Source organism: Dactylosporangium sp. NPDC051541 (genome assembly GCF_044454505.1).
Lineage (GTDB): Bacteria > Actinomycetota > Actinomycetes > Mycobacteriales > Micromonosporaceae > Dactylosporangium.
Genome location: NZ_JBITDU010000001.1, coordinates 1235638 through 1248009 on the forward strand (window position 1 = coordinate 1235638; position 12372 = coordinate 1248009).

Here is a 12372-nt window from a genome sequence, read left to right on the forward strand (position 1 = left end):
CGTCCTCATGATGAGATGTCGGCATGGCCTTCCTGACCCGCCCCGTCGCCGTGCGCGTGCCGGCGACCAGCGCCAACCTCGGGCCCGGGTTCGACGCGCTCGGGCTCGCGCTGACGCTGTACGACGTCGTCGAGGCGCGGGTCACCGCCGGCGGGGTGACGGTCGAGGTGACCGGCGAAGGGGCCGGTGACCTGCCGTCGGACGAGAGCCACCTGGTCGTGCGGGCCATGCGGCGGGCCTTCGAGGTGCTCGGGGAGCGGCCGGCCGGGCTGGCCCTGCGCTGCCGCAACGGGATTCCGCAGGCCCGCGGGCTCGGCTCCTCCTCGGCCGCCATCGTCGCCGGGATCGTGCTGGCCCGGGGGCTCATCGAGGACGGGGCGGCGCGGCTGGACGACGCCGCCGCGCTGGTGCTGGCCGACGCGATCGAGGGGCACCCGGACAACGTGGCGCCCTGCCTGCTCGGCGGGTTCACCATCGCCTGGACCGGGGAGCAGGGTGCCTCGGCGGTGCGCCGCGAGCCCGCCCCCGGCATCCGGCCCGTCGTGTTCGTGCCGGAGGGGCGCGGGCTGACCGAGACCGCGCGGGCCGCCCTGCCCAAGACCGTCCCGCACGCCGACGCCGCGTTCAACGCCGGCCGGGCCGCGCTGCTGGTCCACGCGCTGACCACCGACCCGGCGCGGCTGTTCGCGGCCACCGAGGACCGGCTCCACCAGGACTACCGCGCCGACGGCATGCCGCTCACGGCCGACCTGGTCGGGCGGCTGCGCGGGCAGGGCGTCGCCGCCGTCGTGTCGGGGGCCGGACCCAGCGTCCTGGCGTTCGGGATCGGCGGATGGACGCCGCCGCCGGTGCCGGGCTGGCGGGTCCTGCCGCTGGACGTCGACGTCGCGGGCGCGCGGCTCGGCGATGTGCCATGAGCGGGCCGCAGCGGTGCGGTGCGGCGGGGTGGCGCGGAGGTGCGGCGGCGCGGAGGTGCGGCGGCGCGGAGGTGCGGTGGCGCGGTGGCGCGGTGCGTGTGTCGGCGCCGTAGGTGCTTTGGGGATGTGGCATGAGCGGGTCCGGAGCGCAGGGGTGCGGCTCGGCGGTGCGGAGGTGCGGCCTGTGTGTCGGCGCCGTAGGTGCTTTGGGGGTGGTGGCATGAGGTACGCTGGAACACGCCGAGCGGGGCCCTGTTGCCGCTGGCTGGCGGAGTTGATTACTCTCTAGTCTTAAGCAGCCGCTCTGTGCGGCGATCTCATGCGGGGCGGCGTGCTCCGAATTCCGTGGCACCCCTTTGCGCACGCCCGGCCGCCAACCCGCGTTTCCTGTGATCGCGCGCGCACGGCTGGGCCGATGACGCAAATTGTGGCGTCCAGGCCCACCGCCCAGCGCTGCAACACCTCCCTCGATTCGCACCGTCGATGCGAAGCGAGGCGCACAACCCCCGCATCCGGGGCCGACGCAAGACCCCCGCGCACACCGGGGCCGGCAAGACCCCCGAGCACCGGGGCCGACGCAAGACCCCCGAGCACATGCGTCACCGGGGAGCACAACCTTCCGCCTCGTCAGACGAGGTGGAAGTAGCCGTGGGCCGCCCGGCCACCGACTGTCGAACGCGGGCCGGCTCCGGACCTAACGAGGGAAGGAATCCATTGAGCGACACCACCGACGTCACGTCGGATGTCTCAACCGACCGCACCGCGGTCGAGGCCGACGGCGCCGAGGCCGGCGCGACGCGCCGGCGCCGCTCTGGCACGGGGCTGGCCGGCATGCTGCTTCCCGAGCTGCAGAGCCTGGCCGCCTCGTTGGGCATCTCCGGAACCGCCCGCATGCGCAAGGGCGAGCTCGTGACCGCCATCCAGGAGCGCCAGGCGGGTGACGCGCGCCCCGCGGCCGAGCCGAAGGCCACCGCGGCCCCGGCCCGGACCACCCGCGCGCGCAGCACCGAGGCCCGCGCCGCCGAGGCCCCCGAGGCCGAGTGGCCGTCGGCGACCGAGGTCACCGAGGCGCCGGCCCGCTCCCCTCGTCGGGCCACCCGCGCCGCCGGTCCGCCGGAGCCGCGGGCCACGCGCGAGGAGACCGCCGCGGCCCCGGCCGAGCCGGCCGCCCAGGCCGAGCCGGCGGCGGCCGAGCCGGTCGCCGAGCGGACCGAGCGGCCCCGCCGTGAGCGGGCCGACCGCGGCGAGCGCACCACCACCGACCGCGCGGAGCGCGCCGAGCGGGCGGACCGTGGCGAGCGCGCCACCACCGACCGCGCGGAGCGGGCCGACCGTGGCGAGCGGGCCGAGCGGACCACCACCGACCGGGCCGAGCGCGGCGAGCGCACCGACCGCGGCGAGCGTGCCACCACCGACCGGGCCGAGCGCACCGACCGCGGCGAGCGCGCCACCACCGACCGGGCGGAGCGCGGCGAGCGGGCCGACCGCACCGACCGCGGCGACCGGACCGAGCGGTCCGAGCGCAACGACCGGGCCGAGCGCACCGACCGCGGTGACCGCACCGAGCGGGCCGACCGCAACGGGCCGGACCGCAACGGGCCGGACCGCAACGACCGGGGCGACCGGGCCGACCGCGGTGACCGCAACCAGCGCGGCGGCGGCGGGTTCGCCGACGACGAGGACGACGACGGCACGGGCCGCCGGGGCCGGCGCAGCCGGTTCCGCGACCGCCGCCGGGGCCGCGACCGCGACGGCGCCGAGGCCCCCACCGCGAGCCGCGGCGGCAGCGAGCCGCAGGTCAACGAGGACGACGTGCTCGTGCCCGTGGCCGGCATCCTCGACGTGCTCGACAACTACGCGTTCGTGCGCACCACCGGCTACCTGTCCGGCTCCAACGACGTCTACGTCGCCATGTCGCAGGTGAAGCGCTACGGGCTGCGCCGCGGCGACGCCGTGACCGGGGCCGTGCGGCAGCCGCGCGACGGCGAGCAGCGGCGAGACAAGTACAACCCGCTGGTCCGGCTCGACACCGTCAACGGCATGGACCCGGAGGAGGCCAAGCGCCGCCCCGAGTTCTACAAGCTGACCCCGCTGTACCCGCAGGACCGCCTCCGCTTGGAGACCGAGCCGCACATCCTCACGACCCGCGTCATCGACCTGGTGATGCCGATCGGCAAGGGTCAGCGCGCGCTCGTCGTGTCGCCCCCGAAGGCCGGCAAGACCATGGTGCTGCAGGCGATCGCCAACGCGATCACCCGCAACAACCCCGAGTGCCACCTCATGGTCGTGCTGGTCGACGAGCGGCCCGAAGAGGTCACCGACATGCAGCGCTCGGTGAAGGGCGAGGTCATCGCCTCGACCTTCGACCGGCCGCCGACGGACCACACGACCGTCGCGGAGCTGTCCATCGAGCGGGCCAAGCGCCTGGTCGAGCTCGGCCACGACGTGGTCGTGCTGCTCGACTCGATCACCCGGCTCGGCCGCGCCTACAACAACGCGTCGCCCGCCTCCGGCCGCATCCTGTCCGGCGGTATCGACTCGACGGCGCTGTACCCGCCGAAGCGCTTCCTCGGCGCGGCCCGCAACATCGAGAACGGCGGCTCGCTGACCATCATCGCTACGGCGCTGGTCGAGACCGGCTCCACCGGTGACACGGTCATCTTCGAGGAGTTCAAGGGCACCGGCAACGCCGAGCTCAAGCTCGACCGGAAGATCGCCGACCGGCGCATCTTCCCGGCGATCGACATCGACCCGTCCAGCACGCGTAAGGAAGAGATCCTCCTCGCGCCGGACGAGCTCGCGATCGTCATCAAGCTGCGCAAGGTGCTGCACGCCCTCGACTCGCAGGAGGCGCTCAACCTCCTGCTGGACCGGCTCAAGAAGACCCGGACCAACGTCGAGTTCCTCATGCAGATCGCCCAGACCACGCCGGGCGAGTAAGCACCCGCACCACTCGAACGGCCCCGGAGCGCGTGCTTCGGGGCCGTTCGGGTATCTGGGACCGTATGAAGAACTTCCGGCGCGGGAACAAGGTCCGGTGGCGCTCGCACGGCGTCACCGTCGAAGGCACGGTCGAGCGGAAGCTGACCGGGCGCACGAAGGCCGCCGGGCGGACGGTCGCGGCGTCGAAGGACGAGCCGCAGTACCTCGTGAAGAGCGCGAAAACGGGCCGCGAAGCCGTACACAAGCCCGAAGCGTTGAGCTAATCCACTTCCGGCGGGTCGAGGATCTCGAAGATCTCCACCATGCCGCTCGTGCGCAGCAGGCGGTACACCCCCGGGCCCGGCTTCGACAGCAGCACCGGCACCCCGGCGCCCAGCGCGTACTTGTACCCGCTGATCAGCACCCCGAGCGCGCTGGAGTCCAGGAACGACACGGCGCCCAGGTCGATCACGACCCGCGCCGGGCGGCCGTCGACCGCGCGGACGATGGCCTCGCGCAGCGCGGGCGCGGTGGCCACGTCGACCTCGCCCTGCACGGCGAGGATCGCACCGCCCTGGAAGTCGGGCAGCACGCGGATCGGGAAGTCCGCCACGCCACCAGTATCGGACCTCTCGTCCACAGTGGCGAATCTGGGGCCTATCGGAATCTCCGCCGTTGGCCGACAGGCCGGCACGTGTCTGACGATTCCGGACTTTTTGCGCCCGTAGCACCACAGGCACGGGTTTCCAGTGACGCGAGTCTGGCGTACGGTGACGCAGATCAGTATGGACGCCCAGCCGAGCCGTTCCAGGGCTCGGCGCCGCGGACGAAGGGCAGGCGCGGCCGTGAGCATGCTGGGCGGATCCGTCCTGTCGGCGATGGCCGTGACCCTGCCCGGCGCCCACCCCGACCTGGCGTCCCTGCGCACCGCCCTCGAGGCCGAGCTCGGCCTGGACCTGCCCGGGCCGCCCACCGCGGAGGCCGAGGAGTTCGTGCGGCAGTGCGCGGCGGTTCCCGGCGCGCTGCACACGCTCGGGGACCTGCTGGGGCCTGATGCCGACGGGTTCCGGGTGCAGTTGCGGGCGGCACCGGTACCACTGCTGCAGGCTTTGGAACGCCGGCGCCTGCTGGAGTTGATCGCCCGGTCCGGCCACCTGCCCGTCGCCGGTCCCTATCGGGCCGCCGTCGGTGCCGCCGGGCCCGACCGGCCCCCGGGTGACACCGGGGCCGACCTGCTGGTGCACCTGGAAGGCCTGCTGCGACCGCCCGAGCAGCCACCGGCCCTGCTCGCCTTCGTGGCCGCGCTCGCCGCCGAGGCCGAAGCCGGGCTGCGGGCCGACCTGCGGGCCTGGCTGGAGGCGCACCTCGAGCGCACCGGCGCCCCGGCCGACTGGCTGGCCGCGCTGAGCCCCGCAGCGGCCCGCGGCTCCCGCACGATCCTGGTCCTGCGCATCGAACGCGACTGGGCCGGCCCCGGCTACCGCGTCTCCGCCTGGTCGCAGGCCGAGACGCAGGCCGGCGACGACCCCGGCCTGGCCCTCGCGGCCGCTGAGACCGCCGTCGCCGCCGAGGACCTGCCGGCCGAGGTCGACCGGCATCTGGCCGCGGTCCTCGCCGCCCACGCCTCCGACGCCAACGACGTGCTCGTCGAGTGCATCCTGCCCAAGGCCCTCGGCAACCTCCCCGTCGACCAGTGGCCGGTCGGGCCCGCGATGGGGGCCGGGCCGCTCCCGCTCGGCGTCCGGCATTCGGTGGTGCTGCGCTCGTGGGAGCGCGGGGTCAGCCGCGGGCTGCGGCCCTACTGGAACCGCAAGTCCAAACGCCTGCGCGCCCACGGCCATCTCAGCGACGCCAAGGCCGTGTTCTTCCTCGACCGGCCCGAGCCCAACCTCGCCGCGCTCGGCGCGCAGCTGTGGGAGGAGCCGCGGATCTGCTTCATGCAGGAGTTCCCGCCCAGCGAGGAGCCGGGCCTGGCCGCCGACGAGCTCGGCGTCGCCCTGACGATGGGCCTGCCGGTGGCGGTCTGGTGCCGGCCCGGCTTCGACTGGCACACCGCCGGCCGCCTGGATGAGATCCTCGACGTCTCCAGCGTCGCCGAGCTGCCCGGCCTGGTCCACCGGCTGCGCCGGGAGGCGTTCGGCAACGCCGAGCACCCCGGCCACCACCTGGCCCTGCTCTGGGACGAGGCCGGCCGCTGGCCCGACGACGCCGCGGCTCGCTGGCGGGCCCCCGACGCCGACGAGGACCGGGGATGAACCTCGCCGACCTGACCCCCCTCACCGCGCTGGGCTTCGACGAGCTCACGCTGCTGGTCGACGCCGCCCCGTCGATGGTCCTGCACGAGCACACCCTCGCCGAGCTGCGCCAAGCCCTCGACGGCGGCATCGAGCACCCGCTCGACCCCGGCCTGCGACTGCCGGCCGCCCGGCGCCTCACCCTGATCGTCACCGACGGCGTGAGCCCGCAGTGGGAGGGCGCGCTGCACCCGCTGCTGGAGCGGCTGGCCGGCGAAGGACCCACGGCGATCCTGCACCTGCTGCCGTCGCGCATGTGGCGCCGCGGCCGCCAGCCCCTCGACCGGGTCGAGCTGACCGCGCCCAACACCGCGCTCGACGGCCGGCTCGCGGTCCCGGTCCTCGACCCGCGGTGGGTCGCGCTCGTCACCGGCACCGCCGCGGGCCCGTTCCCCACCGCCGCGCTGCTCCCCGGCCGCCCCGCGGACGCGCCCGCCGAGGAGTCCGTCCCGGCCCCGCTCGCGCCGCTGCCCGCCGATCGCCGGGTGAAGGCGTTCCGGGCCACGGTCTCCCCGACGGCCTACCGCCTCGCCGGTCTCCTCGCCGCGGCGCCCCTCACGCTGCCGGTCATGCGGCTCGTGCAGGCCGCGCGGCTGCCCGAGGCCCGCCCCGACCACCTGGCCGAGGTCTTCCTGGGCGGCCTGCTCCGGCACACATCGGCGGAGCCGCCGGCAGACTACGACTTCCACCCCGGGGTGCGGGAGGCGCTGCTGGCCGCCCTGCAAAGCGCGGAAGCCTTGGCGGTGGTACGTCTTGTCGCCGATCACCTCGCGGGAGCCGACCTCGACCAGGCGGTCGTCGCGGGTGACCCGGCCCCGCTGCGCCCGCTCGGGCCGGCGTTCGCCGCGGCCGCCGCGCCGGTCCTGCGGGTTCTCGGCGGCGCGCACGCCGAGCTGGCCGAGGCGCTGACGGCGGCCTGGAGCGCGGCCGGCGGTTCTGGCCCTCTGGCCGGAAGCGGAGCGCCGGACGGTAGCGGCAGTGTGACCGAAGTCGATATCGCGGACCGGTTCGCCGGGCCGGGCGCCGAGCGCGAGGGGGACGGTACAGCTGGTGGCGGGGCAGCAAGCCGCTCGGATGCGGCCGGGGAGCGACACGTGCACGTGAGGACACCACATCAGGTGCGCAATGCCGTGCCGCAACGCAACTCCGGCTTCGTCGGCCGCGACGCGGTCCTCGACGAGATCGGCCGCAAGCTCGACTCCGGCATCGTCACGCTGCTGCCGGACGCCCGGCACTCCCTCGGCGGCACCGGCAAGACGCAGCTGGCGCTGGAATACACGCACCGCTACGCGGGGGAGTACGACCTCGTGTGGTGGGTGCCGGCCGAGCAGGTGGCGCCGATGCGGGTGGCCCTGGCCGGCCTCGCCCGCGCCCTCAAGCTCCGCGAGAGCGGCGACCTCAACCGGACCCTCCAAGCACTTCGTGAGACCCTCGAGCGCGGGTCACCGTACCGACGCTGGCTCCTGATCTTCGACAACGCCAGCCGGCCCGAGGATCTCGACCCGTATCTGCCCCGCGGCACCGGCCACGTGCTCGTCACCTCCCGCAACCCGCGCTGGGCCGACATGGGCCACGCCATCGAGGTCGGCGCGTTCACCCGGGCCGAGAGCGTGCTGCTGCTGACCCGGCGTACCCCCGCCGTCAGCGGATCGCAGGCCCACACCCTCGCCGCCCGCCTCGGCGACGTGCCGATGGCGATGGAGCAGGCCGCCGCCACCCAGAACGCGACCGGCTGGGCCGCCGCCGACTACCTGCGCCGCTACGACGAGCTGCGCCGGGACATGGGCGGCACCGCGGACCGGCCCGAATACCCGAGCCCGATCGTGGTCACCTGGAACCTCGCCTACGCCGAGCTCGCCGAGCGCAACCCCGGCGCGGCCCGGCTCCTGGACGTGTGCGCGTTCCTGGCCGGCGAGCCCGTCTCGTGGAACGTGCTGTGGGAGAGCCGCGGCGCCGGGCTGCCGGCCCCGCTCGGCTCGCTGGTGCGGGTCGAGAAGGCGCTGCGCACGGCGCTGCGGGAGCTGGCCCAGTTCGGCCTCGCGCAGGTCGACCCGGCGCTGCAGTCGGTCCAGGTGCACCGCCTCGGGCAGCTGCTGCTCCTGGAGCGGCTGGGGGTGAAGGAGTACCCCATCTATCAGCAGGCCGCCCACGACGTGCTCACCGCGGCCGACCCCGCCATCCCCGACGACCCGGCCTCGTGGCCGCGTTATGAGGAGCTCAGCGCGCACCTGCTGTACTCCGACCTGCTGGCCGGCGCGACCGACGAGTCCCGGCAGCTGATGCTGCACTACGTCCGGTTTCTGTTCGTCCGCGGCGACCACGACAGCAGCCGCACCGTCGCCCAGCACGCCTACGACCGCTGGCGCCTCGCCCTCGGCGAGGAACACGAGGACACCCTCGCCGCCGCCTACCACCTGGCCAACGCCCTGCGCGCGGGCGGCGACGCCGGCGAGGCGGCCAAGCTCAACCAGCAGACCCTGGCCAGCCTCCGGCGCGTCTTCGGCGACGACGACGAGAGCACCCTCATGACCGCCAACAGCGTCGGCGCCGACCTGCGCCTGCGCGGCGAGTTCGTGGCCGCCCGCAACGTCGACCTGGACAACCTCGACCGCTACCGCCGCCTCTTCGGCGAGGCCTACCCCCGCACCCTGCGCTGCGCCAACAACCTCGCCGTCGACATGCGCCTGCTCGGCGACTTCAAACAGGCTCGAGTCATCGACGAGCAGACCCTGATGCACCGCCGGCGGGTACTGCCCCACCCGCACCCCGAAACGCTGTGGTCGCTGATCAGCCTCGCCCACAACCGCTTCGGCCTCGGCGAGCACGAGGTCGCCATCGAGATCCTCACCGGCGCGCTGCCGGCCTACAGCGACGCGTTCGGCGAGGACCACCCGGGCGTCCTGACCGGCATGCGCTACCTGGCCATGGCCCTGCGCCGGGCCGGGGCCTATCCGCGGGCCCGCAAAGAGGCCGAGGCGACGATGTCCCTCTGGCTGGAGAAGTACGGCGACCACAGCGCCGACTCCCTCTCCGCCGTGCTCACCTACGCCAACTGCATCCGCGCCTGCGGCGAGTTCGCCCTGGCCCGCGCGGCCGCCCAGCAGGCCGCCGACGGCTTCACCACCATCCTGGGCGAACGCCACCCCTTCACCCACGCCGCCCAGGCCGCCCTCGCCGCCGCCCTGCGGGCCGAAGGCGACCCGTCCGCGGCCGCGGAACTGGACCGCCACGCCCTCGTCGGCCTCGCCCACTCCGTCGGCGCCGAGCACCCGTTCGCGGTCGCCTGTGCCATCGGCTACGCCTCCGACCTGGCCATGGCCGGCCAGACCGCCGGCGCCGTCATCGCCTCCCGGGACACGGTCCGGGTGGCGCAGTCGGCGTTCGGGGTCTCGCATCCGGCGCTGCTGGTCGCCTCGTTCAACCACGCCCTCGACCTGCGCGCGGCCCACCCCCAGGGCGACGACCGCGGCACGGTCGCCGCGGCCGCCGAGGCCCTGCGGCGCCGCTTGGGCGACACCCATCCGGCGACGTTGACCGCGTTCGCCGGCCGCCGGCTCGAGTTCGATGTCGAGCTGCCGGCTACCTGATCTCCACGAGGCCGCCACGGTCGAGCGGACCTGACCGCCGCGGGTCAGTCCGCCGACTCGCCGGCGATCAATCTCGGCAACAGCAGTTCTCGCAGCTCTCGGGCCCCGCGGATGACGTCCTCGTGCGCGCGGATCTTCGTATCAATGGCCGAAGCCACTTCGAGGATGTCCTGCTGGACCGCAACAGGTGGGATCACCAGGGGCAGCGCACCGATGATGGCATTGTTGACGCTCGGCTTCACGCCCGGCCGAGTATGGTCGGCGACCCATTCCCGCACCGCCGGATGACTGAGGTAGCAGGGCAGATACCCGGGTAGGAGACCCTGCACCACACGGATGCGGACGCAGGACCCGCCAAGCAGCCAGCCGGCCTGATCATCGGCGACAGTCGCGTGCCGCGTGGTCAGGCCGACGCGGACGAACACTACGTCAGCCCGAGCCAGCTCGTAGCGGGCAAGTCGCTGGGCGGTCGCCTCGGACACGGTGAACTCCGGGCGAATGATGCCGTGCGGACCGATATCCGTGGCGTTGAGGACCGGAATGCCGTTGCTGACGTGCGCGGAGCGGCTCAGTGTCGTTCCGGATGGCCCTGAGATCACCTGACAACAGGCTTTGACGGTCCGAACTTGCCAGCCATCCGGGAGCTGCCCGATCAGCGAATCCATGGCGCGATCCTCTCGAGGTGCTGGTCCAGCGCCCGGTCAGCTTCCCGGGCGGCGGCTGCCAGCCGCGCCAGTTTCCCGGGCAATGTCTGGAACCGGCGCGCTGCGCTCGCTTGCACCGCCGCTTCCCGGCCCCGTCCCAGGAGCGCGCTCGGTTGTAAGCCGTATCCATGGATGCGGACCTCGGCAACGGGGACCGCGGCGACGTGGACATCGTCGACGATGACCGGCGGGGTAGCTGAACCGCCGTCCCAGCCGTGAAAGACTTTCCGGATGGTGTGCAGTCCTTGATCGGTGAGTACACGGTGTGTCGATCCGTCCTTGCGGGTCGCGGCCGTGGCGTCGATCAGGAGGATCTCTTCGTGTGGTGCCTGTCCAGGAACGGCCAGTACCCATACGGTCACCGGCGTCCTGGCCTCCCGGAACATCAGGCCAGGCAGTTCGATCACACAACGCACCAGGCCACGCTCGACCATCGCCTGCCGGATCCCTTGTTCACTCGGGGCACTGGCGAAAGTGGCGCTGGCCGGCATGATCACCACTGCTCGTCCGCCCGGCGCCAGTGCCAGCGCGGCCGTCTGTAGCCAGGCAAATGCGGCGCTGTGCCGCGAAGGTCGGCCGTATGGCCACCGACGCTCGGCCTGCGACGCTGGGAGGAGCCACTCCTGCCGGGCGAACGGCGGATTGAGCAGCACGACGTCAAATCGCCCCGCCGGAGCGGCCACCTCTCGTGGATCACCGGCGGGTTCGCTGAGATCGAGGTGCAGGCCCCGCACCGCAAAGTTGACCCTGGCCAGATCGAAAGTCCTGGAAGTGGCGGCGCGGCCCGTGACATGTGCCAGCGCCGCCGGGGAGCCGGCCGTTCCGGTCATGTACTCGGCGGCCGCGACGAGCAGCTGGCCAGGGCCGCAGCAGGGGTCATGCACCCAGCTTCCGGGCCGGGGGTCGGCCAGCTGGACCATGAGCCGCACGAGCTCGGCCGGTATGACGTACTGATCCGGACTGCTCTGGCGGTATCGCGCGAACCGGTCCAGGATGTGGTCGACGATCAGATATGCGGGCACGTCAACGCTGGCCAGCAGCCGAACGATCTCGTGGAGCCGAGACCGCCATGACTGCGAGCGGCCAAGCCTGCCCAGCACGGCCGTCACTTCGCCGGTGCGGTCACGGTGCTTCTCGCCGATCTGCTCGAGCGCTTTGCCGATGGCTTCGACCTTTATCCGTTGCACCTGTGCAAAGGCCCACGGGTCGGCGTGCCGCAGGCAGACGAGCGCGAGGACAGCCGCTTCGAAGTCTGCGGAATTCTCGCTGTTGCGCAGCAACGTTTCGAGTGGCTGCCACAGTCGCTGGTCGAGCATCGCCGTGGGGCGCTCGTCCGGCCGCGGAACCGACTGCGGCTCGAGGCCGGTGGCCGCCCGGAAGCGTGCGCCATAGGTCGACCCCGCTTGCTCGCCCGGGTCCCGGGACGTCGCCCGTATCAGCCGGTCGTCAAGCCATACGGCTACCGCAAGCGGCGGGTAGCCGACCAGCGATCCGTGACGAACTTTCGCCGGAAAGTCGGCGTGCCCGATCCAGTTGCGCACCGCTCGCGAGGTGACCCCGGCCGCGCGGGCAATATCCCGCTCGGTCACGACGGATCGGGAAGCCTCTGTCACCGGTCACCCCGGCGCCCGGCACGACCAGTACGGCCCGAACCGCGTGGCCCGCGCAGCGCGAGAATCAAGTGGACCAGGTGCCGGGTCCGCCGCTCGCTGACGATTACCCACCCGACGAACAGCGCCCCCAGTACCGCGGTGGCGAACGCCAGATACGACCCGGTCAAGCTGCCGATGACGCTCGTCAGCCAGGTGAACACGTGGCCCTCGCGCCACTCCTGCTTGTCCATGCGGCTGACGTTAGAAGGTTCGCGGCCGGGTTAGCGAGCGCGTACGTGCCGTACGCGAAATCTCGTTCCGCGCATCGCCCTTGCTCATGCGAACTGGGGGATGGA

At 73.3% G+C, this 12372-nt stretch carries 9 protein-coding genes; 5 read left to right on the forward strand and 4 right to left on the reverse strand.

Translation table 11 applies throughout. The features are described 5' to 3' along the window. Positions 1-23 precede the first annotated feature (23 nt). The 3 genes from thrB to ACIA8L_RS05680 all read left to right on the forward strand — a co-directional run bounded on the left by thrB (position 24) and on the right by ACIA8L_RS05680 (position 4123). Positions 24-917 (forward strand): homoserine kinase, encoded by an 894-nt coding sequence (thrB, locus tag ACIA8L_RS05670; RefSeq protein WP_395900753.1) that lies wholly within the window; start codon positions 24-26, stop codon positions 915-917. 714 nt (positions 918-1631) lie between these two features. Then, entirely contained in the window at positions 1632-3857 is a 2226-nt protein-coding gene (gene rho / locus ACIA8L_RS05675) for a transcription termination factor Rho (protein WP_395900755.1), read from the forward strand. Positions 3858-3922: 65 nt separating this feature from the next. Beyond that, a complete protein-coding gene (locus tag ACIA8L_RS05680; protein ID WP_395900757.1) occupies positions 3923-4123 on the forward strand; it encodes a DUF2945 domain-containing protein in 201 nt (66 codons plus the stop codon). Here the strand turns inward: ACIA8L_RS05680 and ACIA8L_RS05685 are convergent. Continuing rightward, entirely contained in the window at positions 4120-4452 is a 333-nt protein-coding gene (locus tag ACIA8L_RS05685; protein WP_395900759.1) for an STAS domain-containing protein, read from the reverse strand. The genes ACIA8L_RS05680 and ACIA8L_RS05685 overlap by 4 nt on opposite strands. Before the next feature lie 238 nt (positions 4453-4690). Here ACIA8L_RS05685 and ACIA8L_RS05690 point away from each other — a divergent pair, with 238 nt between their 5' ends. Further along, positions 4691-6094 carry a hypothetical protein gene (locus ACIA8L_RS05690; RefSeq protein WP_395901746.1) on the forward strand — a complete coding sequence of 468 codons (1404 nt, stop codon included), beginning with the start codon at positions 4691-4693 and terminating at the stop codon, positions 6092-6094. Beyond that, positions 6091-9720 carry an FxSxx-COOH system tetratricopeptide repeat protein gene (gene fxsT, locus ACIA8L_RS05695; protein ID WP_395900761.1) on the forward strand — a complete coding sequence of 1210 codons (3630 nt, stop codon included), beginning with the start codon at positions 6091-6093 and terminating at the stop codon, positions 9718-9720. Before ACIA8L_RS05690 ends, fxsT begins: the two co-directional genes overlap by 4 nt. Positions 9721-9764: 44 nt before the next feature. On the opposite strand, the gene ACIA8L_RS05700 is transcribed toward fxsT, so the two are convergent. The 3 genes from ACIA8L_RS05700 to ACIA8L_RS05710 are packed head-to-tail and all read right to left on the reverse strand — an operon-like array spanning position 9765 to position 12267. After that, a complete protein-coding gene (locus ACIA8L_RS05700) occupies positions 9765-10385 on the reverse strand; it encodes a restriction endonuclease subunit S (RefSeq protein WP_395900763.1) in 621 nt (206 codons plus the stop codon). Further along, positions 10373-12013: a class I SAM-dependent DNA methyltransferase gene (locus ACIA8L_RS05705; RefSeq protein ID WP_395900765.1), complete on the reverse strand. Its 1641-nt coding sequence runs from the start codon at positions 12011-12013 to the stop codon at positions 10373-10375. Before ACIA8L_RS05705 ends, ACIA8L_RS05700 begins: the two co-directional genes overlap by 13 nt. Positions 12014-12033: 20 nt before the next feature. Further along, positions 12034-12267: a hypothetical protein gene (locus tag ACIA8L_RS05710; RefSeq protein WP_395900768.1), complete on the reverse strand. Its 234-nt coding sequence runs from the start codon at positions 12265-12267 to the stop codon at positions 12034-12036. Positions 12268-12372 lie beyond the last annotated feature (105 nt).

What these genes read in the sequence shown, in the direction of transcription:
- fxsT (WP_395900761.1), top strand. Translation starts at nt 6,091, where the DNA reads ATGAACCTCGCCGACCTGACCCCCCTCACCGCGCTGGGCTTCGACGAG.
- ACIA8L_RS05690 (WP_395901746.1), top strand. Translation starts at nt 4,691, where the DNA reads ATGCTGGGCGGATCCGTCCTGTCGGCGATGGCCGTGACCCTGCCCGGC.
- ACIA8L_RS05710 (WP_395900768.1), bottom strand. Translation starts at nt 12,267, where the DNA reads ATGGACAAGCAGGAGTGGCGCGAGGGCCACGTGTTCACCTGGCTGACG.
- ACIA8L_RS05680 (WP_395900757.1), top strand. Translation starts at nt 3,923, where the DNA reads ATGAAGAACTTCCGGCGCGGGAACAAGGTCCGGTGGCGCTCGCACGGC.
- thrB (WP_395900753.1), top strand. Translation starts at nt 24, where the DNA reads ATGGCCTTCCTGACCCGCCCCGTCGCCGTGCGCGTGCCGGCGACCAGC.
- ACIA8L_RS05700 (WP_395900763.1), bottom strand. Translation starts at nt 10,385, where the DNA reads ATGGATTCGCTGATCGGGCAGCTCCCGGATGGCTGGCAAGTTCGGACC.